This window comes from Nocardiopsis sp. RV163, from assembly GCF_001029525.1.
GTDB lineage: Bacteria > Actinomycetota > Actinomycetes > Streptosporangiales > Streptosporangiaceae > Nocardiopsis > Nocardiopsis dassonvillei.
In genome coordinates, this window is the sequence record NZ_LEKI01000010.1 from 28,559 (window position 1) to 54,592 (window position 26,034).

The 26,034-nt window shown below is 72.9% G+C and carries 25 protein-coding genes and 1 pseudogene; 17 read left to right on the top strand and 9 right to left on the bottom strand.

Going from position 1 to position 26,034, the window contains the following annotated elements; all coding sequences use genetic code 11:
* Positions 1-138: 138 nt before the first annotated feature.
* Positions 139-888 carry a 2-C-methyl-D-erythritol 4-phosphate cytidylyltransferase gene (locus ABD54_RS03485; protein WP_047867989.1) on the top strand — a complete coding sequence of 250 codons (750 nt, stop codon included), beginning with the start codon at positions 139-141 and terminating at the stop codon, positions 886-888.
* Positions 885-1,658 (top strand): glycerophosphodiester phosphodiesterase, encoded by a 774-nt coding sequence (locus tag ABD54_RS03490; RefSeq protein ID WP_047867990.1) that lies wholly within the window; start codon positions 885-887, stop codon positions 1,656-1,658. The genes ABD54_RS03485 and ABD54_RS03490 overlap by 4 nt, the downstream gene beginning before the upstream one ends.
* Before the next feature lie 86 nt (positions 1,659-1,744).
* On the opposite strand, the gene ABD54_RS03495 is transcribed toward ABD54_RS03490, so the two are convergent.
* The 3 genes from ABD54_RS03495 to ABD54_RS03505 all read right to left on the bottom strand — a co-directional run bounded on the left by ABD54_RS03495 (position 1,745) and on the right by ABD54_RS03505 (position 4,275).
* On the bottom strand, positions 1,745-2,815 hold the full coding sequence (locus tag ABD54_RS03495; RefSeq protein WP_047867991.1) for a DUF4429 domain-containing protein: 1,071 nt from the start codon (positions 2,813-2,815) through the stop codon (positions 1,745-1,747).
* A gap of 103 nt (positions 2,816-2,918) precedes the next feature.
* Positions 2,919-3,914, bottom strand: a complete 996-nt coding sequence (locus ABD54_RS03500) for a glycosyltransferase family 2 protein (protein WP_082166681.1) — start codon at positions 3,912-3,914, stop codon at positions 2,919-2,921.
* 124 nt (positions 3,915-4,038) lie between these two features.
* On the bottom strand, positions 4,039-4,275 hold the full coding sequence (locus ABD54_RS03505; RefSeq protein ID WP_047867992.1) for a TM2 domain-containing protein: 237 nt from the start codon (positions 4,273-4,275) through the stop codon (positions 4,039-4,041).
* A gap of 355 nt (positions 4,276-4,630) precedes the next feature.
* Here ABD54_RS03505 and ABD54_RS03510 point away from each other — a divergent pair, with 355 nt between their 5' ends.
* The 3 genes from ABD54_RS03510 (at position 4,631) to ABD54_RS03520 (ending at position 8,389) form a co-directional block, all read left to right on the top strand.
* Positions 4,631-6,124, top strand: a complete 1,494-nt coding sequence (locus ABD54_RS03510; protein ID WP_047867993.1) for an LCP family protein — start codon at positions 4,631-4,633, stop codon at positions 6,122-6,124.
* Positions 6,125-6,143: 19 nt separating this feature from the next.
* On the top strand, positions 6,144-6,827 hold the full coding sequence (locus ABD54_RS03515; protein ID WP_047867994.1) for a hypothetical protein: 684 nt from the start codon (positions 6,144-6,146) through the stop codon (positions 6,825-6,827).
* Between the two features lie 230 nt (positions 6,828-7,057).
* Positions 7,058-8,389 carry a UDP-glucose/GDP-mannose dehydrogenase family protein gene (locus ABD54_RS03520; RefSeq protein ID WP_047867995.1) on the top strand — a complete coding sequence of 444 codons (1,332 nt, stop codon included), beginning with the start codon at positions 7,058-7,060 and terminating at the stop codon, positions 8,387-8,389.
* A 72-nt stretch (positions 8,390-8,461) separates the two neighbouring features.
* Here ABD54_RS03520 and ABD54_RS03525 read toward each other — a convergent pair whose 3' ends face one another.
* The 3 genes from ABD54_RS03525 to ABD54_RS03535 form a co-directional block, all read right to left on the bottom strand.
* The gene (locus ABD54_RS03525) at positions 8,462-9,793 is read right to left on the bottom strand and encodes a UDP-glucose/GDP-mannose dehydrogenase family protein (RefSeq protein ID WP_047867995.1); all 1,332 of its coding nucleotides are present in this window, start codon (positions 9,791-9,793) and stop codon (positions 8,462-8,464) included.
* Positions 9,794-10,023: 230 nt separating this feature from the next.
* Complete coding sequence (locus ABD54_RS03530; RefSeq protein ID WP_047867994.1) at positions 10,024-10,707, bottom strand: hypothetical protein; 684 nt, start codon at positions 10,705-10,707, stop codon at positions 10,024-10,026.
* Between the two features lie 19 nt (positions 10,708-10,726).
* Positions 10,727-12,220, bottom strand: coding sequence for an LCP family protein (locus tag ABD54_RS03535; protein ID WP_047867996.1), 1,494 nt, complete (start codon positions 12,218-12,220; stop codon positions 10,727-10,729).
* 355 nt (positions 12,221-12,575) lie between these two features.
* Between ABD54_RS03535 and ABD54_RS03540 the strand changes: the two genes are divergently transcribed.
* The 3 genes from ABD54_RS03540 (at position 12,576) to ABD54_RS03550 (ending at position 15,106) form a co-directional block, all read left to right on the top strand.
* On the top strand, positions 12,576-12,812 hold the full coding sequence (locus ABD54_RS03540) for a TM2 domain-containing protein (RefSeq protein WP_047867992.1): 237 nt from the start codon (positions 12,576-12,578) through the stop codon (positions 12,810-12,812).
* Positions 12,813-12,936: 124 nt separating this feature from the next.
* Positions 12,937-13,932 (top strand): glycosyltransferase family 2 protein, encoded by a 996-nt coding sequence (locus tag ABD54_RS03545; protein ID WP_082166681.1) that lies wholly within the window; start codon positions 12,937-12,939, stop codon positions 13,930-13,932.
* 103 nt (positions 13,933-14,035) lie between these two features.
* Positions 14,036-15,106 (top strand): DUF4429 domain-containing protein, encoded by a 1,071-nt coding sequence (locus ABD54_RS03550; RefSeq protein ID WP_047867997.1) that lies wholly within the window; start codon positions 14,036-14,038, stop codon positions 15,104-15,106.
* 86 nt (positions 15,107-15,192) lie between these two features.
* Here the strand turns inward: ABD54_RS03550 and ABD54_RS03555 are convergent, their stop codons facing one another.
* Positions 15,193-15,966 carry a glycerophosphodiester phosphodiesterase gene (locus ABD54_RS03555; RefSeq protein WP_047867990.1) on the bottom strand — a complete coding sequence of 258 codons (774 nt, stop codon included), beginning with the start codon at positions 15,964-15,966 and terminating at the stop codon, positions 15,193-15,195.
* Positions 15,963-16,712, bottom strand: coding sequence for a 2-C-methyl-D-erythritol 4-phosphate cytidylyltransferase (locus ABD54_RS03560; protein ID WP_047867989.1), 750 nt, complete (start codon positions 16,710-16,712; stop codon positions 15,963-15,965). Before ABD54_RS03560 ends, ABD54_RS03555 begins: the two co-directional genes overlap by 4 nt.
* A gap of 571 nt (positions 16,713-17,283) precedes the next feature.
* On the opposite strand from ABD54_RS03560, the gene ABD54_RS03565 reads away from it, so the two are divergent.
* From ABD54_RS03565 to ABD54_RS28785, 9 genes and pseudogenes are all read left to right on the top strand, one after another.
* Positions 17,284-18,132 carry an ABC transporter permease gene (locus tag ABD54_RS03565; RefSeq protein ID WP_047867988.1) on the top strand — a complete coding sequence of 283 codons (849 nt, stop codon included), beginning with the start codon at positions 17,284-17,286 and terminating at the stop codon, positions 18,130-18,132.
* A complete protein-coding gene (locus tag ABD54_RS03570) occupies positions 18,132-19,019 on the top strand; it encodes an ABC transporter ATP-binding protein (protein ID WP_047867987.1) in 888 nt (295 codons plus the stop codon). The genes ABD54_RS03565 and ABD54_RS03570 overlap by 1 nt, the downstream gene beginning before the upstream one ends.
* A 207-nt stretch (positions 19,020-19,226) precedes the next feature.
* A complete protein-coding gene (locus ABD54_RS03575) occupies positions 19,227-20,186 on the top strand; it encodes a hypothetical protein (RefSeq protein WP_047867986.1) in 960 nt (319 codons plus the stop codon).
* Positions 20,183-20,914: a DUF5941 domain-containing protein gene (locus ABD54_RS03580; RefSeq protein WP_047867985.1), complete on the top strand. Its 732-nt coding sequence runs from the start codon at positions 20,183-20,185 to the stop codon at positions 20,912-20,914. Before ABD54_RS03575 ends, ABD54_RS03580 begins: the two co-directional genes overlap by 4 nt.
* 33 nt (positions 20,915-20,947) lie before the next feature.
* Positions 20,948-21,679 carry a sugar phosphate nucleotidyltransferase gene (locus tag ABD54_RS03585; RefSeq protein ID WP_013154871.1) on the top strand — a complete coding sequence of 244 codons (732 nt, stop codon included), beginning with the start codon at positions 20,948-20,950 and terminating at the stop codon, positions 21,677-21,679.
* A 5-nt stretch (positions 21,680-21,684) separates the two neighbouring features.
* Positions 21,685-22,734, top strand: a complete 1,050-nt coding sequence (locus ABD54_RS03590) for an iron-containing alcohol dehydrogenase family protein (RefSeq protein WP_047867984.1) — start codon at positions 21,685-21,687, stop codon at positions 22,732-22,734.
* Positions 22,712-23,482: a CDP-alcohol phosphatidyltransferase family protein gene (locus ABD54_RS03595; RefSeq protein ID WP_047867983.1), complete on the top strand. Its 771-nt coding sequence runs from the start codon at positions 22,712-22,714 to the stop codon at positions 23,480-23,482. The genes ABD54_RS03590 and ABD54_RS03595 overlap by 23 nt, the downstream gene beginning before the upstream one ends.
* 302 nt (positions 23,483-23,784) lie before the next feature.
* Positions 23,785-24,651 carry a glycosyltransferase family 2 protein gene (locus ABD54_RS03600; RefSeq protein WP_047867982.1) on the top strand — a complete coding sequence of 289 codons (867 nt, stop codon included), beginning with the start codon at positions 23,785-23,787 and terminating at the stop codon, positions 24,649-24,651.
* A 23-nt stretch (positions 24,652-24,674) separates the two neighbouring features.
* Positions 24,675-25,258 (top strand): annotated as a pseudogene (locus ABD54_RS28785) (IS30 family transposase); the annotation flags it as partial.
* Positions 25,259-25,511: 253 nt separating this feature from the next.
* Here the strand turns inward: ABD54_RS28785 and ABD54_RS03605 are convergent.
* Positions 25,512-25,937, bottom strand: a complete 426-nt coding sequence (locus ABD54_RS03605; RefSeq protein WP_047867981.1) for a MarR family winged helix-turn-helix transcriptional regulator — start codon at positions 25,935-25,937, stop codon at positions 25,512-25,514.
* Between the last annotated feature and the right edge of the window lie 97 nt (positions 25,938-26,034).

The following is a 26,034-nucleotide window of genomic DNA, read 5'->3' on the forward strand; positions in this document are numbered from 1 at the left end:
ACGGTTGTCGTTGGGCAGCACGGTGTCGGCGGGCTCCGGGAACCCCCTGTACATCCAGGAAACCCGAACGCGACCGGGCGCACCAGGGGTATCCGGCCGCTGTGGACGGCGGCCGTGGACGACGGAAGAGGTGGAGCCATGCGTCCGCGCGTGATCGCGGCGGTTCTGGCCGGAGGGGTGGGCGCTCGGATGGGCGCGCCCGCGCCCAAGCAGCTGCTGCCCCTGGAGGGCCGACCCATCCTGGAGCACGCGATCGCCGCTTTCGAGGCGTGCCCGGACGTCGACGAGATCATCGTGCTCATGGTGGAGGAGTACCTCGACCGGGTCCGGGACATCGTCGACGCGGCCGGGTTCACCAAGGTCACCGCGGTGCTGCCCGGCGGAGCGACCCGCACGGGCACCTCCCTGGCCGCCCTGGCCGCGATGGACGGCGCCGCCGACACCGACCTGGCTCTGCTGCACGACGCCGCGCGCCCGCTCGTGAGCCCGGCCGTCATCAGCGCGTGCGTGGCGGCGCTGGTGGAGGCGGGCGCGGTCGGGGTGGCGGTGCCCAGCGCCGACACCGTGGTGCGGGTGGCGCCCGGCGGCTCCGGCGGCGAGGTCGTCGCGCAGGTCCCCCCGCGCGCGGAGCTGCGCAGGATGCAGACCCCGCAGGGCTTCCGCCTCGGCGTGGCCCGCCGCGCCTACGAGCTGGCCGCGGCCGACCCGGACCTGGTGGCCACCGACGACTGCGGCGTGGTGCTGCGGTACCTGCCGGAGGAGGAGGTGCGGATCGTGCCCGGAGAGGAGACGAACGTCAAGGTGACGAACCCGGGCGACGTGGAGGTCGCCGAGACGCTGCTGCGCCGCTCGCGCGAGCGCGCCGCCCTGTCGGAGGCGGACGCGTGAGCCGGGTCTTCGAGGCGACAGAGGTGATCGGGCACCGCGGCGCGGGGCGCGGCGTGGTGGACGGCGCCCGGGAGAACACGCCGGAGTCCTACGCCGCGGCGGCGCGGGCCGGGGCGCACTGGGTCGAGATCGACGTGCGCCGCACCGCCGACGACGCGCTGGTGCTCTACCACAACGCCGCCCTGGACGACGGCCGCGCGGTCGTGGAGCTGACCGCGCGCGAGTGCGCCGATGCCGGGCTGGTCGGCCTGGAGGAGGGCCTGGCCGCGATCCCGGCCGGGGTGGGCCTGGACGTGGACGTCAAGTCGGTGATGGAGGACGCGGTCGACGCCCCCTCGCGCCGGACGGTCTCGCTGCTCCTGCCGTACCTGCGCGGGGAGGCCGGGCGCCGCCGGGTGTTCGTCTGCTCCTTCGACCCGGGCGTCCTGCTCGCCGTCCGCGAGGAGGTTCCGGCGGTGCCCACGGCGTGGATGCCGTTCGTGCGCAACCCGCTGGACCAGGCCGTGGCGGGCGCCGCCGGGATGGGGTGCCCGGTGGTGGCGATCGACGCGCGCTCGTTCGGGCTGTCCGGTGACGCTCCCCGCCCGGACCGCCGGTCGGTGGAGTACACCGTGGACCTGGCGCACCGGGCGGGGATCGAGGTCGTCTCCTGGTGCCCGGACCCGGTGGACGCGGCGCGGTTCGCCGAGGCGGGGATGGACGCGGTCGTGGTGGACGACGTCCCCGGGACGGTGTCCGCGCTCAAGGGCGGGGCCTGCGCGGGGTCCTGAACCGGGCTCCCGTCCCGCCGCGACGGCCCCGCCGACCGGGTTCCGCCGCCGGTCCCGGGACCGCGGGTCCCGGGACCGGCGGGGCCTCAGATCCGGCCGAGCAGCTCGGCCTTCTTGGCGGAGAACTCCTCGTCGGTGAGCAGTCCCCTGGCGTGCAGCTCGCCCAGGCTCTCGATCTGCCGGAAGATCCACTCGGTGTCGGGGCGACCGTTCGCCTCCTGCGCGGCGTCCCCGGCCCGCAGCGCCGGGGCCGTTCCGCCCTCCGTCACCGCCGCCGGTGCCGCGCCGGGTCCGGCGCCCTCCCCGGTGTCCGGTTGCGGAGCCGCGGTCCCCGCGGACAGGCTCCGCAACTGGTCGGTCGAGCGCACCGCCGCGTCCAGCCACCACCGCGGGTCCCGGAGCCTGGCCGTGACGCCGCGCCCGCCCCGGTCGCCGGCCCCCGACGCCTCCGCGGCCCACACGTGGGCGGTGACAGCCGCGGCCATGAGCAGGGTGTCGTAGCCCTGCGCCCCCTCCTCTGCGACGAGGGTGTGCAGGTCCTGCTTGGGCTTGCCGGTGTCCTTGCCGCCGGTGTCGGCGGTGACCAGGCGCATGTAGCCCCACTCCCAGCCGTCGGAGGGCGCCCAGTCAACGCCGGTGATCTCGGAGAGGTCGTACTCACGGCGCTGCGCCCTGCGCTTGCGCCCGCCCGCCTCGCCGCCGGACCAGACCAGGCGCACGGTGGAGCCGTCCAGGGTCGCGGTCCCCTCGGAGGTCTGGATGTGGAAGGGCAGCCGGGGCACCAGGCGCACGGCCGTGTCCGGGGCGGGCGGCCCGCTCTGCTCGGCGGCGAAGCGGATCTGGTCGGCCAGGTACTCGGCGACCAGTTCTCCGCTGGCCTGGCCGGTGAGCCGGAAGGGCTGGGACTTCTCCTTGAGCATCGCGCCGACCGCAGCGTAGGGGTCGGTCCGCTCGTGCAGGCGCAGTTGCAGCAGCCACCCCTTCCTGGGGCCCGCTCCGGGCTGGAAGTCGACCTCGGCGATCGCGTCCACGGGGAGTTCGAGCTGTCCGATCCGTTTGAGCAGGGGGTCCTTGAACCAGCCCTGGGCCTCGTACCTGATCGCGACCGTCTCACCGTCGAACCGCCACACGGCCTGGTTGCCGCGCAAGTCCTCCATGACACCCACTCTCCCTCGCCCGTCCCTCCCCCCTGCTTAGCAGAAGGCCCCCTCCCGCACGAGAGAGGGCCGAGGCCGGACGCGGCCGGAGGGGGAGGGCGGCTCAGGTCCGGGCGGCCTGCGCCGTGCGCGAGTCCGAGCCGAGCCCGGGCGGGCTGGTGATGAACCCGGCGCCCCAGGACATGTGCATCGTGGCCAGCGCGAGCGGGATCATCGGCAGGCTGGCGGCGGGCAGGCCGCGGCCGAGCGGCACGGACGCGGCGGTGACCAGGGCCAGGTAGGCGGCCGGGACAAGGAACAGCGGCCAGAGGAAGAAGCCGCCGACCAGCCCGGCGACCACACCGGCCAGGGCGACGGGCGGGGCCAGGTAGCGCAGGTTGATGGTGCCCTTGTGCTGGCGGGAGACCACCCTGCGCCAGCGGCCGTAGTGGAAGTACTGCTTGGCGAGCAGGCGCGCGTTGCGCCGGGGGCGGTAGGAGACCCGCATGCGCGGCTGGAACCACACCGTGCCGCCGGTGGTGCGGATGCGGTGGTTCATCTCCCAGTCCTGGGCCCGCAGGAACGCCTCGTCGTAGCCGCCGACCCGCTCCAGCGCCGAGCGCCGGAAGACGCCCAGGTACACGGTGTCGGCCGGGCCGCCCTCGCCGCCGGTGTGGAAGCGCGCGTTGCCCACGCCCACCTTGGAGGTCATGGCGGCGGCGACCGCCTTCTCCCACGGGGTCGTGCCCTCGGCGGCCATGATCCCGCCGACGTTGTCGGCGCCCGTCTCGCGGAGCGTCTCCACGGCCACCCGCAGGTAGTCCGAGGGCATCATGGCGTGCCCGTCGATGCGGGCGACGATGTCGTGCGAGGAGGCCCCGATGGCGGCGTTGAGCCCGGAGGGGGTCCTCCCCGTGGGGTTGTCCACCACCTTCACGCGCGGGTCGGCGGCGGCGATCCCGTCGGCGACCTCGCGGGTGCGGTCCGAGGAGGGTCCGACCCCGAGCACGACCTCCAGTTCGCCCGGGTACTCCTGGGCGAGGACGTGCTCCACCGCGGCGGCGAGGTGGCGCTCTTCGTTGAGTACGGGCATGACGACGGAGACAGGCGGCCAGGACACGGGCACTTCCCAGGGTCAAGACGTGTCGGGACTGCGTAGGAGCGTGTCGTACGCGCGTCAACGGTACTGCACGACCGCCGCGGCCCCGGCCCGGCGGAGTCCGCCGTGCCGGGGCCGCGGCGGTTCAGGCCTGGTTCTTGACGGGCCTGCCCTCGGCGTCCTTGAACGAGCCGACGATGATCATGATCAGGTCGATGAGCGTCCACACGCCGACGCCGCCGCAGGTGAGGATCATCAGGACGCCGGTGCCGATCTTGCCCGTGTAGAAGCGGTGGACGCCGATCGTGCCCAGGAACAGGCAGAGCAGGAGGGCCACCAGCCAGTTCCTGCTGGAGACGGCCTCGGGGTAGGGGTGGGTCACTGGAACTCCGTGCTGCGAGAGGAATGTGTGAGGGGGACCGCGCGCGGCCGGTGCGCCCGTACGGACCCTGCCGGACACGGTGGGGGCCCGTTCGGCCGTGGGCCGGGCCCGGCGTGGCCGGGCCAGGACATTCTCACCGTACCGGAGCGCGATTTCGGTCACGTGGAGGTACCGGATACGGCTCAGGATGGCACCGCCCGCACGGAACCCCCGCGCGGTTCACGGCGTCACAACAAGGAGAGGGACAGGCAAAGAGGAGGACAACACGCCGGGGGTCGACATCCCGCGCGCTTCGGCGAATCGGGTGACAACCTAGGGATAAGGACACCGTTGACCGGTTGGGACGGGGACGCCGATGAGCGATGACAGGGCGGGACGGCAGGGACCCGCGAAGGAGTTCCGCCGCCGGCGCTCGCAGCCCCTCCCGCCCGAACGCTCCCTCAGGTCCGGCCGGGTGACCGTGCCGAGCGCCGCCGCCCGTCGGCGCCGTACCGGCCTGCTGGTGATGAGCGCGCTGTCTGCTCTGGTCCTGCTCGCCTCGGGCACCTCGTGGGCGCTCACGGGGTGGATGTCGGGGGCGCTGAACCGGTTCGACGTGTTCGGCGGCCTGTCCGAGGAGGGCCGCCCCGAGCAGACCGGCGGCCTGACCTTCCTGGTGATCGGCTCCGACAACCGCGACGAGATGAGCGGCGAGGCCCAGGAGGAGCTGAGCGTGGGCTCCACTCCGGGCCAGCGCTCCGACAGCATGATGCTGGTACGGCTCAACCACGACCGCGACCAGCTCACCGTCGTCGGCATCCCCCGGGACCTGTGGGTGGACATCCCCGGCCGCGGCCCCGACAAGATCAACGCCGCCTACGCCCACGGCGGCCCCCGACTGGCCGTGCGGACCGTGGAGTCGGTGACCGACGTGCGCGTCGACCACTACGTCGAGGTGGACTTCAACGGCTTCGTGGACGTGGTGGACGCCCTGGGCGGCATCGAGGTGTGCCTGCCCGAGGCGATCCACGACCCCAAGGCCCAGCTCGACATGGAGGCGGGCACGCACCGGGTGGACGGGGCCGAGGCCCTGGCCTTCTCCCGCACCCGCGCCACCTCGCGCGGCGACCTGGACCGGATCGAGCGCCAGCAGCAGGTCCTGTCCGCGATGCTCGACCAGGCGATGAGCACCGAGACGCTCTCGGACCCGGCCAAGCTGACCGACTTCCTGGACAGCGCACTGTCGTCGGTGACCGTGGACCAGGGGCTGGACACCAGCACCATCAACGAGCTCGCCTACCAGATGCGCGACATCGACCTGGGCGAGGTCGCCTTCACCCAGGTGCCCATCGCCGACATGGAGTACTGGACGCCGCGCGGCGACGTCGCCGTGCTGTGGGACGAGCCCGCCGCCCGCGAGCTGTTCACTGCGGTCCGGGCCGACCGGCCCGTCGACGGGTCCGGGGAGGAGGGCCGGTCCGGGTCCGAGCCGCGGCCCGACGACATCCGGGTCCAGGTGTTCAACGGGATCGGCACCGCGGGCCTGGGCGCTCAGCTCGACGCCGAGCTGGCCGCGGCCGGGTTCCAGGTGGCCTCCCCCGCGCAGAACTGGAGCAGCCTCGACGTCGCCACCACCCAGGTGCGCCACGGCCCCGACGACGCGGCCGCGGCCGAGTACGTGGCGGGGATGATGCCGGGCTCGCAGACGGTCGCGGACAACGCCCTGAACGGTGAGCTCCAGATCGTGATCGGGTTCGACTACACGGCGTTCGAGGCCCCGCAGACCGCGGACGTCACCCCGGGGGAGGAGCCCTCGGCCCCGGAGGAGGCCGGTTCGGTCTCGACCGCCCGGGAGAACGTCTGCGGGTGACGCGAGGGAAGGAATCACCGTGCTGCACCATCTGGTAGGCCTGCTCGGCGGCGTCGCCCTGGCCCCCGTGCTGTGGGTCGCCGCGGCCTGGTCGTCCGGCCTGCTCCCCCGGCTCGCCGAGGGGGAGGCGACCGTGGCTACGGTGTCGTCGGCGGTGGTGCTGGGGCTGCTGGGGGCGGTGTGCGCCTACCTGGTGGCGTCCCGGCTGTCGCCGCTGGTGGCCGGGGCCAGCGGGGCCCTGCTCACGGCGCTGAGCCTGTGGCCGGTCGCGCACCCGGCGTCCATGGGGGCGGCGCTGTCCTGGCTGAACGAGGACAGCTTCCTCTACCCCTCGGGCACGGGTCTGGCCGTGGCGCTACCGCTGGGGACGCTGCTGCTCTTCTCCGCCGCGATGCCCCTCCGCTGGCGTGCCGCGAGCGACGGGACCCCGCCCTCCGAGCGCCGGGTCGTGGCCCGCGCCAGCCGGGAGGAGTACCGGCGCGGGGCGGTCGGTGACACGGTTCCCGACGCCGTTCCCGGCGCCCCGGACCCGGCGTGGCCCGCCGACGACCCCGCCGCCGGTCCCGGGTTCGGCGGCGACCACGGCGGCTTCGAGGACGACCCGGACAAGACGACCACGCCCTTCAGCCGCGGGGAGGACGGCTCCGGGTGGACGCCCCTGGACGGGGGCGGGCGCGGGCCGAGATTCGGTCGGAGGCGCTGAGCACGCCCCCGTGGCCGATACGCCGCGCCCACCGGTAACCTGAGCGCCTGACTGTTCACGCGGCGTTCGGTCGTGCGCCACGCCCCGGCGCGTAAGGTGATGCATCGCGCCCCGGGCACACCCGCAGGCTGAACAATGTCCGTTTTCTGCCCTCAAGCAGGGTGTTGACCGCCTTCGGCGGGCACAACCAGCGAAACGGGAGCGGACGAAAGCGAGGAAGGACACCACCAGTGGTCGAAGCGGACCGTATGCGCGTCTCCGTCATCGGTACCGGGTACCTGGGTGCCACCACCGCGGCCTGCCTGGCCGAGATGGGGTTCGAGGTCCTGGGACTCGACGTCGACGACGCCAAGATCGACATGCTCCGCTCCGGCAGGGTCCCCTTCTTCGAGCCCGGGCTCGAAGAGCTGCTCACGGCCAACCTGGGGACCGGCCGCCTGCACTTCACGACCTCCTTCGCCGAGGCCGCCGAGTTCGCCGACCTGCACCTGGTCTGCGTGGGCACCCCTCAGCGCGACGACTCCGGCGCGGCCGACCTGCGCTACGTCAACGCGGCGGTGGACCAACTGGCCCCGCACCTGACCCGCCCCACCGTGGTCGTGGGCCGCTCCACCGTTCCGGTGGGCACCGCGGCCACCCTGGCCGCCCGGCTGTCCGCGCTGGCCCCCGTCGGCGAGGAGGCCGAGCTGGGGTGGAGCCCGGAGTTCCTGCGCGAGGGCTTCGGGGTGGAGGACACCCTGCACCCGAACCGGATCGTTATCGGCACCGACTCCCCCCGGGTCGAGAAGGCCGTGCGCGCCCTGTGGCAGCGCCAGATCGACGACGGCGTCCCCTTCCTGCTGACCGACCTCCAGACCGCCGAGCTGGTCAAGGTGTCGGCCAACGCCTTCCTGGCCACGAAGATCTCCTTCATCAACGCCATGGCGGAGGTGTCGGAGGTGGCCGGGGCCGACGTCATCCAGCTCGCCGAGGCGCTGTCCTACGACGACCGCATCGGCGGCAAGTTCCTCGGCCCGGGCCTGGGCTTCGGCGGCGGCTGCCTGCCCAAGGACATCCGCGCGTTCATGGCGCGCGCCGACGAGCTGGGCGTGGAGCCCGCGCTGTCCTTCCTGCGCGAGGTGGACGCGATCAACCAGCGCCGCCGCGCGCGCACCATCGACATCGCCCGCCAACTGATCGGCGGGAGCTTCGCCGGGCGAACGGTGACCGTGCTGGGCGCGGCGTTCAAGCCCAACTCCGACGACATCCGCGACTCACCCGCCCTGGACGTGGCCTCCACCATCGCCTCCCTGGGCGCCCGGGTTACGGTGTACGACCCGCGGGCGCTGGAGCGGGCGCGCGAGGCGCACCCGGAGCTGAACTACGCCGACTCCATGCTGGCGGCGGCGCGCGGCGCCGACGTGGTGCTGCTGCTGACCGAGTGGGCGGAGTTCCGCGAGGCCAACCCGGAGGAACTGGCCGGGGTGGTGGCCCGCAAGCGCATCGTGGACGGGCGCAACGCGCTCGACCCCACGTACTGGCGCGCCTCGGGCTGGACCTACCGGGCGCTGGGCCGCCAGTAGCCCTCCCCCCTCCTCACGCACGACGGCCGGGCCCGCGCGGGCCCGGCCGTCGTGCGTGAGGAGGGGGGAGGGCTACTGGCGGCCCAGCGCCCGGTAGGTCCAGCCCGAGGCGCGCCAGTACGTGGGGTCGAGCGCGTTGCGCCCGTCCACGATGCGCTTGCGGGCCACCACCCCGGCCAGTTCCTCCGGGTTGGCCTCGCGGAACTCCGCCCACTCGGTCAGCAGCAGCACCACGTCGGCGCCGCGCGCCGCCGCCAGCATGGAGTCGGCGTAGTTCAGCTCCGGGTGCGCCTCGCGCGCCCGCTCCAGCGCCCGCGGGTCGTACACCGTAACCCGGGCGCCCAGGGAGGCGATGGTGGAGGCCACGTCCAGGGCGGGTGAGTCGCGGATGTCGTCGGAGTTGGGCTTGAACGCCGCGCCCAGCACGGTCACCGTTCGCCCGGCGAAGCTCCCGCCGATCAGTTGGCGGGCGATGTCGATGGTGCGCGCGCGGCGGCGCTGGTTGATCGCGTCCACCTCGCGCAGGAAGGACAGCGCGGGCTCCACGCCCAGCTCGTCGGCGCGCGCCATGAACGCGCGGATGTCCTTGGGCAGGCAGCCGCCGCCGAAGCCCAGGCCCGGGCCGAGGAACTTGCCGCCGATGCGGTCGTCGTAGGACAGCGCCTCGGCGAGCTGGATGACGTCGGCCCCGGCCACCTCCGACACCTCCGCCATGGCGTTGATGAAGGAGATCTTCGTGGCCAGGAAGGCGTTGGCCGACACCTTGACCAGCTCGGCGGTCTGGAGGTCGGTCAGCAGGAAGGGGACGCCGTCGTCGATCTGGCGCTGCCACAGGGCGCGCACGGCCTTCTCGACCCGGGGGGAGTCGGTGCCGATAACGATCCGGTTCGGGTGCAGGGTGTCCTCCACCCCGAAGCCCTCGCGCAGGAACTCCGGGCTCCACCCCAGCTCGGCCTCCTCGCCGACGGGGGCCAGCGCGGACAGCCGGGCGGCCAGGGTGGCCGCGGTGCCCACCGGAACGGTGGAGCGGCCCACGACCACGGTGGGGCGGGTCAGGTGCGGGGCCAGTTGGTCCACCGCCGCGTTGACGTAGCGCAGGTCGGCCGCGCCGGAGTCGTCGCGCTGAGGGGTGCCCACGCAGACCAGGTGCAGGTCGGCGAACTCGGCGGCCTCGGCGAAGGAGGTCGTGAAGTGCAGGCGGCCGGTCCCCAGGTTGGCCGTGAGCAGCTCTTCGAGCCCGGGCTCGAAGAAGGGGACCCTGCCGGAGCGGAGCATGTCGATCTTGGCGTCGTCGACGTCGAGTCCCAGGACCTCGAACCCCATCTCGGCCAGGCAGGCCGCGGTGGTGGCACCCAGGTACCCGGTACCGATGACGGAGACGCGCATACGGTCCGCTTCGACCACTGGTGGTGTCCTTCCTCGCTTTCGTCCGCTCCCGTTTCGCTGGTTGTGCCCGCCGAAGGCGGTCAACACCCTGCTTGAGGGCAGAAAACGGACATTGTTCAGCCTGCGGGTGTGCCCGGGGCGCGATGCATCACCTTACGCGCCGGGGCGTGGCGCACGACCGAACGCCGCGTGAACAGTCAGGCGCTCAGGTTACCGGTGGGCGCGGCGTATCGGCCACGGGGGCGTGCTCAGCGCCTCCGACCGAATCTCGGCCCGCGCCCGCCCCCGTCCAGGGGCGTCCACCCGGAGCCGTCCTCCCCGCGGCTGAAGGGCGTGGTCGTCTTGTCCGGGTCGTCCTCGAAGCCGCCGTGGTCGCCGCCGAACCCGGGACCGGCGGCGGGGTCGTCGGCGGGCCACGCCGGGTCCGGGGCGCCGGGAACGGCGTCGGGAACCGTGTCACCGACCGCCCCGCGCCGGTACTCCTCCCGGCTGGCGCGGGCCACGACCCGGCGCTCGGAGGGCGGGGTCCCGTCGCTCGCGGCACGCCAGCGGAGGGGCATCGCGGCGGAGAAGAGCAGCAGCGTCCCCAGCGGTAGCGCCACGGCCAGACCCGTGCCCGAGGGGTAGAGGAAGCTGTCCTCGTTCAGCCAGGACAGCGCCGCCCCCATGGACGCCGGGTGCGCGACCGGCCACAGGCTCAGCGCCGTGAGCAGGGCCCCGCTGGCCCCGGCCACCAGCGGCGACAGCCGGGACGCCACCAGGTAGGCGCACACCGCCCCCAGCAGCCCCAGCACCACCGCCGACGACACCGTAGCCACGGTCGCCTCCCCCTCGGCGAGCCGGGGGAGCAGGCCGGACGACCAGGCCGCGGCGACCCACAGCACGGGGGCCAGGGCGACGCCGCCGAGCAGGCCTACCAGATGGTGCAGCACGGTGATTCCTTCCCTCGCGTCACCCGCAGACGTTCTCCCGGGCGGTCGAGACCGAACCGGCCTCCTCCGGGGCCGAGGGCTCCTCCCCCGGGGTGACGTCCGCGGTCTGCGGGGCCTCGAACGCCGTGTAGTCGAACCCGATCACGATCTGGAGCTCACCGTTCAGGGCGTTGTCCGCGACCGTCTGCGAGCCCGGCATCATCCCCGCCACGTACTCGGCCGCGGCCGCGTCGTCGGGGCCGTGGCGCACCTGGGTGGTGGCGACGTCGGGGCTGCTCCAGTTCTGCGCGGGGGAGGCCACCTGGAACCCGGCCGCGGCCAGCTCGGCGTCGAGCTGAGCGCCCAGGCCCGCGGTGCCGATCCCGTTGAACACCTGGACCCGGATGTCGTCGGGCCGCGGCTCGGACCCGGACCGGCCCTCCTCCCCGGACCCGTCGACGGGCCGGTCGGCCCGGACCGCAGTGAACAGCTCGCGGGCGGCGGGCTCGTCCCACAGCACGGCGACGTCGCCGCGCGGCGTCCAGTACTCCATGTCGGCGATGGGCACCTGGGTGAAGGCGACCTCGCCCAGGTCGATGTCGCGCATCTGGTAGGCGAGCTCGTTGATGGTGCTGGTGTCCAGCCCCTGGTCCACGGTCACCGACGACAGTGCGCTGTCCAGGAAGTCGGTCAGCTTGGCCGGGTCCGAGAGCGTCTCGGTGCTCATCGCCTGGTCGAGCATCGCGGACAGGACCTGCTGCTGGCGCTCGATCCGGTCCAGGTCGCCGCGCGAGGTGGCGCGGGTGCGGGAGAAGGCCAGGGCCTCGGCCCCGTCCACCCGGTGCGTGCCCGCCTCCATGTCGAGCTGGGCCTTGGGGTCGTGGATCGCCTCGGGCAGGCACACCTCGATGCCGCCCAGGGCGTCCACCACGTCCACGAAGCCGTTGAAGTCCACCTCGACGTAGTGGTCGACGCGCACGTCGGTCACCGACTCCACGGTCCGCACGGCCAGTCGGGGGCCGCCGTGGGCGTAGGCGGCGTTGATCTTGTCGGGGCCGCGGCCGGGGATGTCCACCCACAGGTCCCGGGGGATGCCGACGACGGTGAGCTGGTCGCGGTCGTGGTTGAGCCGTACCAGCATCATGCTGTCGGAGCGCTGGCCCGGAGTGGAGCCCACGCTCAGCTCCTCCTGGGCCTCGCCGCTCATCTCGTCGCGGTTGTCGGAGCCGATCACCAGGAAGGTCAGGCCGCCGGTCTGCTCGGGGCGGCCCTCCTCGGACAGGCCGCCGAACACGTCGAACCGGTTCAGCGCCCCCGACATCCACCCCGTGAGCGCCCACGAGGTGCCCGAGGCGAGCAGGACCAGAGCAGACAGCGCGCTCATCACCAGCAGGCCGGTACGGCGCCGACGGGCGGCGGCGCTCGGCACGGTCACCCGGCCGGACCTGAGGGAGCGTTCGGGCGGGAGGGGCTGCGAGCGCCGGCGGCGGAACTCCTTCGCGGGTCCCTGCCGTCCCGCCCTGTCATCGCTCATCGGCGTCCCCGTCCCAACCGGTCAACGGTGTCCTTATCCCTAGGTTGTCACCCGATTCGCCGAAGCGCGCGGGATGTCGACCCCCGGCGTGTTGTCCTCCTCTTTGCCTGTCCCTCTCCTTGTTGTGACGCCGTGGACCGCGCGGGGGTTCCGTGCGGGCGGTGCCATCCTGAGCCGTATCCGGTACCTCCACGTGACCGAAATCGCGCTCCGGTACGGTGAGAATGTCCTGGCCCGGCCACGCCGGGCCCGGCCCACGGCCGAACGGGCCCCCACCGTGTCCGGCAGGGTCCGTACGGGCGCACCGGCCGCGCGCGGTCCCCCTCACACATTCCTCTCGCAGCACGGAGTTCCAGTGACCCACCCCTACCCCGAGGCCGTCTCCAGCAGGAACTGGCTGGTGGCCCTCCTGCTCTGCCTGTTCCTGGGCACGATCGGCGTCCACCGCTTCTACACGGGCAAGATCGGCACCGGCGTCCTGATGATCCTCACCTGCGGCGGCGTCGGCGTGTGGACGCTCATCGACCTGATCATGATCATCGTCGGCTCGTTCAAGGACGCCGAGGGCAGGCCCGTCAAGAACCAGGCCTGAACCGCCGCGGCCCCGGCACGGCGGACTCCGCCGGGCCGGGGCCGCGGCGGTCGTGCAGTACCGTTGACGCGCGTACGACACGCTCCTACGCAGTCCCGACACGTCTTGACCCTGGGAAGTGCCCGTGTCCTGGCCGCCTGTCTCCGTCGTCATGCCCGTACTCAACGAAGAGCGCCACCTCGCCGCCGCGGTGGAGCACGTCCTCGCCCAGGAGTACCCGGGCGAACTGGAGGTCGTGCTCGGGGTCGGACCCTCCTCGGACCGCACCCGCGAGGTCGCCGACGGGATCGCCGCCGCCGACCCGCGCGTGAAGGTGGTGGACAACCCCACGGGGAGGACCCCCTCCGGGCTCAACGCCGCCATCGGGGCCTCCTCGCACGACATCGTCGCCCGCATCGACGGGCACGCCATGATGCCCTCGGACTACCTGCGGGTGGCCGTGGAGACGCTCCGCGAGACGGGCGCCGACAACGTCGGCGGGATCATGGCCGCCGAGGGCACGACCCCGTGGGAGAAGGCGGTCGCCGCCGCCATGACCTCCAAGGTGGGCGTGGGCAACGCGCGCTTCCACACCGGCGGCGAGGGCGGCCCGGCCGACACCGTGTACCTGGGCGTCTTCCGGCGCTCGGCGCTGGAGCGGGTCGGCGGCTACGACGAGGCGTTCCTGCGGGCCCAGGACTGGGAGATGAACCACCGCATCCGCACCACCGGCGGCACGGTGTGGTTCCAGCCGCGCATGCGGGTCTCCTACCGCCCCCGGCGCAACGCGCGCCTGCTCGCCAAGCAGTACTTCCACTACGGCCGCTGGCGCAGGGTGGTCTCCCGCCAGCACAAGGGCACCATCAACCTGCGCTACCTGGCCCCGCCCGTCGCCCTGGCCGGTGTGGTCGCCGGGCTGGTCGGCGGCTTCTTCCTCTGGCCGCTGTTCCTTGTCCCGGCCGCCTACCTGGCCCTGGTCACCGCCGCGTCCGTGCCGCTCGGCCGCGGCCTGCCCGCCGCCAGCCTGCCGATGATCCCGCTCGCGCTGGCCACGATGCACATGTCCTGGGGCGCCGGGTTCATCACCAGCCCGCCCGGGCTCGGCTCGGACTCGCGCACGGCGCAGGCCGCCCGGACCTGAGCCGCCCTCCCCCTCCGGCCGCGTCCGGCCTCGGCCCTCTCTCGTGCGGGAGGGGGCCTTCTGCTAAGCAGGGGGGAGGGACGGGCGAGGGAGAGTGGGTGTCATGGAGGACTTGCGCGGCAACCAGGCCGTGTGGCGGTTCGACGGTGAGACGGTCGCGATCAGGTACGAGGCCCAGGGCTGGTTCAAGGACCCCCTGCTCAAACGGATCGGACAGCTCGAACTCCCCGTGGACGCGATCGCCGAGGTCGACTTCCAGCCCGGAGCGGGCCCCAGGAAGGGGTGGCTGCTGCAACTGCGCCTGCACGAGCGGACCGACCCCTACGCTGCGGTCGGCGCGATGCTCAAGGAGAAGTCCCAGCCCTTCCGGCTCACCGGCCAGGCCAGCGGAGAACTGGTCGCCGAGTACCTGGCCGACCAGATCCGCTTCGCCGCCGAGCAGAGCGGGCCGCCCGCCCCGGACACGGCCGTGCGCCTGGTGCCCCGGCTGCCCTTCCACATCCAGACCTCCGAGGGGACCGCGACCCTGGACGGCTCCACCGTGCGCCTGGTCTGGTCCGGCGGCGAGGCGGGCGGGCGCAAGCGCAGGGCGCAGCGCCGTGAGTACGACCTCTCCGAGATCACCGGCGTTGACTGGGCGCCCTCCGACGGCTGGGAGTGGGGCTACATGCGCCTGGTCACCGCCGACACCGGCGGCAAGGACACCGGCAAGCCCAAGCAGGACCTGCACACCCTCGTCGCAGAGGAGGGGGCGCAGGGCTACGACACCCTGCTCATGGCCGCGGCTGTCACCGCCCACGTGTGGGCCGCGGAGGCGTCGGGGGCCGGCGACCGGGGCGGGCGCGGCGTCACGGCCAGGCTCCGGGACCCGCGGTGGTGGCTGGACGCGGCGGTGCGCTCGACCGACCAGTTGCGGAGCCTGTCCGCGGGGACCGCGGCTCCGGACGCGGACACCGGGGAGGGCGCCGGACCCGGCGCGGCACCGGCGGCGGTGACGGAGGGCGGAACGGCCCCGGCGCTGCGGGCCGGGGACGCCGCGCAGGAGGCGAACGGTCGCCCCGACACCGAGTGGATCTTCCGGCAGATCGAGAGCCTGGGCGAGCTGCACGCCAGGGGACTGCTCACCGACGAGGAGTTCTCCGCCAAGAAGGCCGAGCTGCTCGGCCGGATCTGAGGCCCCGCCGGTCCCGGGACCCGCGGTCCCGGGACCGGCGGCGGAACCCGGTCGGCGGGGCCGTCGCGGCGGGACGGGAGCCCGGTTCAGGACCCCGCGCAGGCCCCGCCCTTGAGCGCGGACACCGTCCCGGGGACGTCGTCCACCACGACCGCGTCCATCCCCGCCTCGGCGAACCGCGCCGCGTCCACCGGGTCCGGGCACCAGGAGACGACCTCGATCCCCGCCCGGTGCGCCAGGTCCACGGTGTACTCCACCGACCGGCGGTCCGGGCGGGGAGCGTCACCGGACAGCCCGAACGAGCGCGCGTCGATCGCCACCACCGGGCACCCCATCCCGGCGGCGCCCGCCACGGCCTGGTCCAGCGGGTTGCGCACGAACGGCATCCACGCCGTGGGCACCGCCGGAACCTCCTCGCGGACGGCGAGCAGGACGCCCGGGTCGAAGGAGCAGACGAACACCCGGCGGCGCCCGGCCTCCCCGCGCAGGTACGGCAGGAGCAGCGAGACCGTCCGGCGCGAGGGGGCGTCGACCGCGTCCTCCATCACCGACTTGACGTCCACGTCCAGGCCCACCCCGGCCGGGATCGCGGCCAGGCCCTCCTCCAGGCCGACCAGCCCGGCATCGGCGCACTCGCGCGCGGTCAGCTCCACGACCGCGCGGCCGTCGTCCAGGGCGGCGTTGTGGTAGAGCACCAGCGCGTCGTCGGCGGTGCGGCGCACGTCGATCTCGACCCAGTGCGCCCCGGCCCGCGCCGCCGCGGCGTAGGACTCCGGCGTGTTCTCCCGGGCGCCGTCCACCACGCCGCGCCCCGCGCCGCGGTGCCCGATCACCTCTGTCGCCTCGAAGACCCGGCTCACGCGTCCGCCTCCGACAGGGCGGCGCGCTCGCGCGAGCGGCGCAGCAGCGTCTCGGCGACCTCCACGTCGCCCGGGTTCGTCACCTTGACGTTCGTCTCCTCTCCGGGCACGATCCGCACCTCCTCCTCCGGCAGGTACCGCAGCACCACGCCGCAGTCGTCGGTGGCCACCAGGTCCGGGTCGGCCGCGGCCAGCTCGTAGGCGCGGCGGGCCACGCCGAGGCGGAAGCCCTGCGGGGTCTGCATCCTGCGCAGCTCCGCGCGCGGGGGGACCTGCGCGACGACCTCGCCGCCGGAGCCGCCGGGCGCCACCCGCACCACGGTGTCGGCGCTGGGCACCGCCACCCCGACCGCGCCCGCCTCCACCAGCGCCGCCACGCACGCGCTGATGACGGCCGGGCTCACGAGCGGGCGCGCGGCGTCGTGCAGCAGAGCCAGGTCGGTGTCGGCGGCGCCGTCCATCGCGGCCAGGGCGGCCAGGGAGGTGCCCGTGCGGGTCGCTCCGCCGGGCAGCACCGCGGTGACCTTGGTGAACCCGGCCGCGTCGACGATGTCCCGGACCCGGTCGAGGTACTCCTCCACCATGAGCACGATGATCTCGTCGACGTCCGGGCACGCCTCGAAAGCGGCGATCGCGTGCTCCAGGATGGGTCGGCCCTCCAGGGGCAGCAGCTGCTTGGGCGCGGGCGCGCCCATCCGAGCGCCCACCCCTCCGGCCAGAACCGCCGCGATCACGCGCGGACGCATGGCTCCACCTCTTCCGTCGTCCACGGCCGCCGTCCACAGCGGCCGGATACCCCTGGTGCGCCCGGTCGCGTTCGGGTTTCCTGGATGTACAGGGGGTTCCCGGAGCCCGCCGACACCGTGCTGCCCAACGACAACCGTGCGGCCCGTGGTCCCGCGCCCTCCGCGGCCCGGTGCGCTCCCGGCCGAGGCTAGCCGACGGCCCGCCGAACGGCGCCCCCGACCGGCGCGGCGGTCCGTTCCACACGCCGCTCCGCCCTCCGCGCGGCCTCCGCACGCCTTTTCCTGCCTCCCTGGGCGAAGGTACAAAACGCGCATTGGTGACAGGAGGGGTGGCACGGCCCGTCGTTCGCAGCGGTAACCTATGGACGCCTGTATGGCGTGCCCGGTGCCGACCTCCTCCCAGAAGCGGTCGTTGAACCGGGCGCGGTCCGTGACATCCCCCGGTCGCCCGGACACGCTCCCCCGTTTCGGTACTCCGTACGGGGTGGACCGCGTATGTCGGCCGGTGCGCACAGGCGAGTACGAGCACGCCCGTCCGGCCTCAGCGTGGGCCGGACGGAGACATCAACCCTTGGAGGTGGCGGTGGCGTCAAGGGCGCTGGCCGTCTGGGAGCACCGGAAGGTCGTCGGCCTCCTGGTCCGGCGCGACCTGAAGGTCAAGTACCAGCAGTCCGTACTGGGGTACGCGTGGACGATGTTGGAGCCGCTGGCTCTGACCATGGTCTACTTCGTCGTCTTCGGCGTCATCCTCAACGCCGAACGGGGTATGCCGCCGGAGGCCTTGGCACAGGGCGGTTTCCTGCTGTTCCTGGTGGCGGGGATCCTGCCCTGGAACACCTTCGGGGCGATCCTGTCCGAGGCCCCCCGCGCGATGATCACGCACGCCAAGCTGATCACCACCATGAAGGTGCCGCGGGAGATCTTCCCCATCGCCACGGTCGGCACGAAGTTCGTCGAGTACCTGCTCACCTGGCCCGTGCTGATCCTCTTCGTGGTCTTCCTCGGCGGCAGGCCCTCGTGGGAGGGTGTGCTGGTGTGGCTGCCGCTGGCCGTCGTGCTCCAGTTCGTCTTCGGCCTGGGCCTCACCCTGTTCCTGTCCGCGGTCAACGTGCTGCTGCGCGACGTCGAGCGCCTCGTGCGCATCGCCTCGCGCATCCTGTTCTACGGCTCGGCGGTCCTCTTCCCCGCCTCGCTGGTGCTCACCGAGCCCAGCGTCCCGGAGTGGGCGAAGACACTTTTCCAGTTGAACCCGCTGCTGGGTATCTTCGAGATGCACCGTGCCGTGTGGTTCGCCGGGTTCGACGAACTCACCCCGAGCGCGCTCGCGCTGACCTCGTCGGTGGTCGGTTCGGTCCTCATGCTGATCATCGGATACTGGACGTTCCGCCGTCTGGAGATGTCCGTCCTGAAGGAGCTGTGATGGCGCAGACGACCTACGGCGCCGGGACCACCGGTCCGGTCATCGAGGCCAAGGGCCTCGGCGTCAAGTTCGCCGTGAACCGCCGGCGCAAGCGCAGCCTGCGCGAGATGTTCATCCACGGCACCAAGCGCGACCCCAACGCCGAGGGCGACGAGTTCTGGCCGCTGCGCGACGTCGCGTTCGAGATCGGACGCGGTGAGTGCGTGGGCATCGTGGGCAAGAACGGCACCGGCAAGTCGACCCTGCTCAAGCTGATCGCCGGGGTGCTCATCCCCGACGAGGGCGAGGTGCACGTCCACGGCAAGGTCGCCCCGCTGCTGGAGCTGCGCGCCGGGTTCAACGACAACCTGACCGGCCGCGAGAACGTGTACCTCGTCGGCTCCCTGCACGGGATGACCGAGAAGCAGATCGACGAGCGCTTCGACGAGATCGTCGACTTCGCCGAGATCAAGCCCAAGTTCGTGGACACCCCGGTGCGCCACTACTCCAGCGGCATGAAGGTCCGGCTCGGCTTCGCGCTGATCTCCCAGTTGGAGCACCCGATCATGCTGGTCGACGAGGTGCTCGCGGTCGGCGACAAGGCCTTCAAGCGCAAGTGCTACGAGGCCATCGACCGCATGCTGGCCAACCAGCGCACGATGGTCCTGGTGTCGCACAGCGAGAGGGACCTGCGCCGGTTCTGCAACCGCGGGCTCTACGTCAAGGACGGCGGACTGGCCCTGGACACCGACATCGACGCCGCGCTCGCCGCCTACAACGACGACACCCAGGCGGAGATCGAGGAGCGCAAGAAGCGCGACGCCGAGAAGAAGAAGCGCGCGGAGGACAAGGCCAGGAAGGCCGCCGAAGCCGACAACGACGGCGGCGACGGCGGCCAGGCGGCCTGAGCCGCCCGGGCCCGCCTGACGCGCTGACGCACCGACGCGCACCACCGGAGTCCGTCCGGCGGTGCGCGTCCGGCGTTTCACCGCATGTCCGGACAGGAGCCCGCGCCGTCCCGTCCCGTCGCGACGACCCCCGCGTGTGTCAGTGATTGAACCGTTACTCGGAGTGAGAAACGGTGTCTCCCATCAGAGCTGGGAGAGGACACGTCCATGGCCCGCAGAGGCACCGTGGCGCGGCTGGCCGCGCGGATGCTCGAACGCCGACACGTCACCCGTGCCGGGATGGCCCGAATCGGAGTCCTGGGCGCCGTCGGCGCGGCGGTCTGGTTCTCCCGCGCCGACGCGGTCGGCGGCCTGGCGGGCTCGGCCTTCCTCGGCGCGGTCCTGTTCTGCGACGCGGTCCGCGAGCGCATGCGTGCCGACCGGCACGACGCCCTCACCCTGTGGCTCGCGGCGATGCTGTCGCAGTTGCGCGAGTACGCGGTCTACCTCGGCCTGGCGGCGGGCGCCGCGGCCGCCGGGATCGGCGGGGCCTGGGGGTGGGCCGCGGGCGCGCTCGTCGCCCTGGCCCTGCGCGACTCGCTCCTGGCGGCCGGGTCCGCTCCGGCCGTCTCCGAGCCGGTGCCGGACCGAAGAAGACCCCCGTCGTCCGCCCAGGGGCCCGCTGGCGGCCTCCTGGGGGGTCTGGCGCCCCGTCCGCCCCAGGGGCCGCGCGCCAGCGATCCCGGTCTGACCGCGCGACTGTTCGGCGCCACTGTGGTCGACGGCACAACGGGCGGTTCGCGCCCGGTCCGCGCCCCCGCCGGGGCCCGCGCCGACGCGGCGGCGGTGAACGGGCACGCGGTGAACGCCGTCCCCGCGAACGGCGCCCCGGTGAACGGGGCCGTCGGGCGCGGAACCCCCTCGCACGGAAGCCCCGGGGAGGGGGCCCGCCCCGGGGCTTCCCCGAACGGGGCCTGCGACCGGGACCGCGCCGACGCCGGAACCGGCGACCGCGCCGCCCCCTCGCCCCTGCGCCGGATCGCGGACTTCCCCCAACCCGCGCGCTTCCTGGCCATCGCGGTGACCGCCACGCTCTGGGACGCGCGCGTCGCCTTCGTCACCCTCGTCGTCGGCTGCGTCGTCGCGGCCACCGCCCAACTCGCCGATCCCGCGCGGAGCCGACGGTGAACGCGAGCGCCGCGCGGGGGGCGCCGACCCGGGGCAGGTACGACCCGATCCGTCCCGAACTGCGATTTCTTCGTGATGACAGTCACATGGCGCTGCTGCTCGGCCGGATCGCCCCGGGGGGAGCGCCGCCCCTGCTCACGGCGCTCACCGGACTCCTGGTCGTCGGAACGCTCCTTGCGGCAGGCCACGGACGGCTGGCAGGCATTACCCTGTTCGCACCGGTCGCTGCCCTGCTACTGTCCGGACTGGCCTCGGGCCATCCCCACGACGGACGGTTCGACTGGCTCGTGCCACCCGTCCTGCGCGTCACCGAGTACGGATACCTGGCGGTCCTGGGGCTGGCGTCCGGTGTACCGGGTCCACTGGTGTTCGTACTCTTGATGGCGGTCGCCTGTCACCACGGCGACGACGTGGCCCGTCCCGAGGTCGGCGCGGCCCGCCCCGCAGGGGTGCGCGCCGCGGCCCTCGGCTGGGACGGCCGCATGCTCGTCATCGCGGTCGGAGGAGCGCTGCACGCGCTCGCCCCCGCCTACGGCATACTCGCCGGATACCTGGCGGTGCTGCTCGTCCGCGAGGCCGTGCGCACCTGGAGCGCGACACCGGTGGCCGACGTACGTGCCAGCGCCGCCCCCGGCGAGGGCGACACGGACCCGGGGGATCCGCGGATCCCCCGACCAGGCCACGCAGACGGGGGCCAACCGGCCGCCGGAACGAACGGGGAGGCGTGAGAGCCCTCCCCGACTAAGGAGGAACACGCCCTCATGCTCGGAATGGTTCTCGCCGCAGGCGCGGGGCGCCGTCTACGCCCCTACACCGACACCCTGCCCAAGGCGCTGGTGCCCGTCGACGGTGAGACGACCATCATGGACATCTCGCTGCGCAACCTGGCCGCGGCCGGGCTGACCGACGTCGTCGTCGTGGTCGGCTACCGCGCGGAGGCGGTCGAGGCGCGCAAGGAGGCCCTGGAGGAGCGCCACGGCGTCAAGCTCACCCTCAGCCACAACGACAAGGCCGAGGAGTGGAACAACGCCTACTCCCTGTGGACCGCGCGCGAGTTCTTCTCCGAGGGCGTCCTCCTGGTCAACGGCGACACGGTTCACCCCGTGAGCGTCGAGGAAACGCTACTCGCAGCGCGGGGACCGGAACTGCTCCTCGCGGTGGACAGTGTGAAAAGCCTCGCCGACGAGGAGATGAAGGTGACCCTCGACGAGGAGGGCCACCTGCGCACGATCACCAAGCTCATGGACCCGGCCACCGCCGCGGGCGAGTACATCGGCGCCACCCTCATCGAGGGCTCCCTGGACGCCCGTCTGGCCGACGCCCTCAAGGCCACCTGGGAGCGCGACCCCCAGCTGTACTACGAGGACGGCTACCAGGAGCTGGTCAACCGCGGTGAGAAGGTCGCCGTGGCGCCGATCGGCGAGGTGGACTGGGTCGAGGTCGACAACCACGACGACCTGGCCAAGGCGAGGGAGATCGCATGCCGCTACTAGCCCGCATGCTCCCCTCCCCGCTGGCGATCGACGTGCGCCGGGGAGCCGTCGCCTCCCTCGGGACGCTGCTCGCCGACCGCAGGATCGCCACCGAGGGCCGCATCGCCGTGGCCGTCGGCCCGGGCCAGGGGGCGCAGATCGCCTCCGAGCTGGACCTGCCCAACTGCGAGGTCTTCCACGTCGAGGAGGGCACCGTCGACGCCGCGACCGAGCTGGGCAAGAAGCTCCGCTCGGGCGCCTACGAGGCGGTCGCCGGGATCGGCGGCGGCAAGACCATCGACGTGACCAAGTTCGCCGCCACCATGGCGGGGATCCCGATGGTGGCCGTGGCCACCAACCTGGCGCACGACGGCATCGCCTCGCCGGTCAGCTCGCTGGAGCACGAGGGCGGCAAGCCCTCCATCGGCGTGACCATGCCCATCGCCGTGGTCATCGACGTCGACTACGTCCGGGCGGCCCCCTCGCACCTGGTGCGCTCGGGCATCGGCGACGTGGTCAGCAACATCTCCGCCATCGAGGACTGGGAGCTGGCGGGCCGGGTCAACGGCGAGCCGGTGGACGGCATGTCCGTCACCTTCGCCAGGGTCGCCGCCGAGGCGGTCCTGCACCGCCCGGACTCGGTGGAGTCCGAGGCCTTCCTCACGGTGCTGGCCGAGGGCCTGGTGCTCTCGGGCATGGCCATGTCGGTGGCCGGTTCCAGCCGCCCCGCCAGCGGCGCGTGCCACGAGATCCTGCACGCGGTCACCCAGCTCCACCCGGGCACCAGCAACCACGGCGAGCTCGCCGGGCTGGGCGCGCTGTACGCGTCCTTCCTGCGGGTGCGGCACCTGGACTGGTCGGAGGCGCGGATGAACGAGATCCGCGACTGCCTGATCCGCCACGAGCTGCCCGTCGTGCCCTCCGACGTCGGACTCGACGAGGCGGAGTTCGCACGGGCGGTGGTCCACGCCCCGGACACCCGTCCGGGCCGGTTCACCATCCTGGAACACCTGAACCTCTCCGAGGACGAGATCGGACGGAGCGTCAAGGACTATGTCGAAGCCGTCGGTCGCTGAGGTCCGCGCGGGCGGCCAGCCCGCCGGCATCAAGGAGAGGACGAACGAGGAGCACTGGGCGGGCCGCCTCTACATGCGCGACCTGTCCCCGTACCTGACCACGTTCTTCGTCCGGCTCGGCGTCCCCCCCAACCCGATCACCTACCTGATGATGGCCTTCGGCGTGCTCGCCGGGGTCGTGGTCGCCTTCGGCGGCCTGTGGTCGGCGATCGCGGCGGCGCTGTTCGTGCAGGTGTACCTGCTGCTGGACTGCTCCGACGGCGAGGTGGCCCGCTACACCGGACGCACCAGCGTGGCCGGGATCTACCTGGACCGCATCGGCCACTACGTGTCCGAGATCGCGCTCCTCGTCGGCCTGGGCGTGCGCGCCCAGGGCGAGTGGGAGGCGGGCGGCTGGGTGATCCTGGGCATGGCCGCGGCGATCGGCGTGGCGCTCATCAAGGCCGAGACCGACAACGTGGTGGTGGCGCGCGCCAAGGCGGGCCTGCCCGAGAAGGTCTCGGACGAGGCGATGCGTCCGCGCTCGTCCGGCCTGAGCCTGGCCCGCCGCCTGGCCTCGGCGCTGATGGTGCACCGCCTCATCCAGGCCGTGGAACTGTCCCTGATCGTCGTGGTGGCGGCCGTGGTGGACGCCTTCCTCGGCGACCTGGCGGCCACCCGGCTCCTGGTCGCGGCGTGCGCCGCGGTGGGCGTGCTGATGAGCTTCGCGCACTTCGTGAGCGTGCTCGCCTCACGCCGCCTCGAATAGCGCGGACAGTTCGGGCGCACCCGGCCCGAACCGGTTCGGAGCGCCACGAACGACGCGCCGATGACGTTGACGTCACGAACGGGGCCGTGCAGGTTACCCTGTCCACGGTCCCGTCCACCTTCCCTTTATTCTTTCGTTAGTCTGTTCCTGCGATCGTTGGCCGTGTGTCAACCTTGCAGTAACACCTCGTCCACTGAACGGTCGCAACCATGGCCACACCCGTGATTCCGTCCTCACCGAGCCCGGAGAAGCCGGAGGTGACGGTCTCCCCAGCGCCCAGAGCCGAACGGAGCCGCCCCCAGGTGTCCGCGCCCACCCTGTCCTGCGTCCTGTTGACGATGGGCAACCGTCCCGCCGAGCTGCGCCGGGCCATCACCAGCGTGTTCGAGCAGGAGGACGCGGACGTCGAGGTCGTGGTCGTCGGCAACGGCGCGGACCTGCCGGAGCTGCCCGAGGGCGTCACCCGGGTCCGCCTGCCGGAGAACGTGGGCATCCCCGAGGGGCGCAACCACGGGGTGCGCGCGACCAGCGGAGACATCATCCTCTTCCTGGACGACGACGGCTGGTACCGCTCCAGGGACCTGGCCCGCCACGTGCGCGAGCGCTTCGCCGCCGACCCGTCGCTGGGCGCGCTGTCCTTCCGCATCGCCGACCCCGACGGCGGCCCCGACCAGCGCCGCCACGTGCCGCGCCTGCGCGTGGGCGACTCCCGCAAGTCGAGCGTGGTGACCACGTTCCTGGGCGGGGCGTGCGCGATCCGGCGCACCGCCTTCGAAGCCGGGGGCGGGCTGCCGGGCGACTTCTTCTACGCGCACGAGGAGACCGACCTCGCCTGGCGGATCATGGACGCGGGCTACGGGATCGAGTACGACGCCGACGCGGTGATGTACCACCCGGCGGTGGCGCCGACCCGGCACGAGAACTTCTACCGGCTCAACGCCCGCAACCGGGTGTGGCTGGCCCGCCGCAACCTGCCCTGGCCACTGGCGGCGGCCTACCTCGGCACCTGGGTGGGGCTGACCGTGCTGCGCGAGCGCGACCGCGACGCCCTGCGCTCGTGGTTCGGGGGCTTCCGGGAGGGCTGGCGCGAGGAGGCCGGTCAGCGCACCCCGATCAGCTGGTCGACCGCGTGGAGGATGACCCGCGCCGGACGCCCGCCGATCATCTGAGCCCCCGGCCGACCCCGGCGGCGGGCCGTGCCCGCCGCAAGCCCCGCCGCCGGGCGCAGCAGCACCAACCGCGTTTCGCGCATCCGATGGTGATGATCAGCGAGCGCCAGGCCGAGGTCGAGGATCGGGCGGTGCCCGGCCACCGGGAGGGCGACTTGATCATCGGCTCCGGCGGCGCCTCTCCATCGGAACCCTGGCGGAGCGCTCGACCCGGTACACGATGCTGCTGCACCTGCCCCACGGGCGTAGCGCCGAGCAAGTGCGCGATGCCCTGGCCGCGACGGTCCAGACCCTGCCTCGGCATCCGGCGCGCTCGGTGGCCTGGGACCAGGGCTCGCAGATGGCTGCTCACCGGGCGTTCACCACCACCACCACCGACATCTCGGTCTACTTCTGCGGCCCGGCCAGCCCCTGGCAGCGGGGCTCAACGAGAACACGAACGGCCTGTTGCGCCAGTACTTCCCCAAGGGCACGGACCTGCCGGTGCACTCACTCGAGCACCTGGAGGCGGTGGCGGTCCAGCTCAACGGGCGCCCACGCAAAACGCTCGGCTGGCTGGGATACCCCAGCCGAGCGCCTCGCTAAGCTGCTCCAAGCGAGCAACTAATTATCGGTGTTGCAACGACCACTAGAACCCAAGCGGGTGCGCGGCCGGCCCCTCTCGCGTGTGTGCGCCAAACGGCGGGCGGGGGCTCGGTGCGGTGTCGGAAAACTGTTGCCGCTTGACAATAGTTGACTCTGGCGGCATTGTTTTCGGTTGGGAAGTCCGTCCCGAGGCAGCGGCTGCCCAGGGCAGGGCGGGTGCGCCGGGTTCCACCGAAGCGCGGCGCCGGACCGCCCGCCCGGTCCGCGCCGGTGGCTCAGGCCGTACGGAAGTCCGGCTGTTCGGAGCTGTCGGAGCGTTCCTCGGAGCGGCTCGCCGCCTCGCGGAAGGACATGAGCCCTTCCAGGAGCATCACCCGCTTGCGCGGGGGCATGCGGGCGATGACCTCGTTGAGTTCGGCCTCCCTCCGGGCTCTCAGGTCGCGCAGGAAGGTCCGGCCGCTCTCGCTCAGCCAGAGCCTCAGTTCGCGACGGCTGTTCGGACTCGGCGTCCGGTTCACGAAGCCGACCGCCTGGAGGCGGTCGCATAGCCTGCTGACGGATGGAGGGGTGGAACCCAGGCGCTCGGTCACCGTACGCAGGTTCACGCCGTCCTCCTCCTCGAGGATGAAGAGGACCTTGAGCTGCGGAGGAGAGACCGGTGAGGAGGCGACCTCACGGCCGCGCCCCCAGAGCACTTCCATGAGTTCGGTGACGGTGGAGGCCGCACGGGCTGCTTCGGCTGTCGGTTCCTGCGATTCAGGACTCACTTTCCACTCTCACACGTCGCGTCCGTGAGCT

Coding starts and splice junctions, on each gene's coding strand:
- ABD54_RS03585 (WP_013154871.1), top strand. CDS start 20,948: ATGCTCGGAATGGTTCTCGCCGCAGGCGCGGGGCGCCGTCTACGCCCC.
- ABD54_RS03550 (WP_047867997.1), top strand. CDS start 14,036: ATGGAGGACTTGCGCGGCAACCAGGCCGTGTGGCGGTTCGACGGTGAG.
- ABD54_RS03575 (WP_047867986.1), top strand. CDS start 19,227: ATGGCCCGCAGAGGCACCGTGGCGCGGCTGGCCGCGCGGATGCTCGAA.
- ABD54_RS03510 (WP_047867993.1), top strand. CDS start 4,631: ATGAGCGATGACAGGGCGGGACGGCAGGGACCCGCGAAGGAGTTCCGC.
- ABD54_RS03595 (WP_047867983.1), top strand. CDS start 22,712: ATGTCGAAGCCGTCGGTCGCTGAGGTCCGCGCGGGCGGCCAGCCCGCC.
- ABD54_RS03605 (WP_047867981.1), bottom strand. CDS start 25,937: ATGGAAGTGCTCTGGGGGCGCGGCCGTGAGGTCGCCTCCTCACCGGTC.
- ABD54_RS03485 (WP_047867989.1), top strand. CDS start 139: ATGCGTCCGCGCGTGATCGCGGCGGTTCTGGCCGGAGGGGTGGGCGCT.
- ABD54_RS03535 (WP_047867996.1), bottom strand. CDS start 12,220: ATGAGCGATGACAGGGCGGGACGGCAGGGACCCGCGAAGGAGTTCCGC.
- ABD54_RS03495 (WP_047867991.1), bottom strand. CDS start 2,815: ATGGAGGACTTGCGCGGCAACCAGGCCGTGTGGCGGTTCGACGGTGAG.
- ABD54_RS03570 (WP_047867987.1), top strand. CDS start 18,132: ATGGCGCAGACGACCTACGGCGCCGGGACCACCGGTCCGGTCATCGAG.
- ABD54_RS03590 (WP_047867984.1), top strand. CDS start 21,685: ATGCTCCCCTCCCCGCTGGCGATCGACGTGCGCCGGGGAGCCGTCGCC.
- ABD54_RS03560 (WP_047867989.1), bottom strand. CDS start 16,712: ATGCGTCCGCGCGTGATCGCGGCGGTTCTGGCCGGAGGGGTGGGCGCT.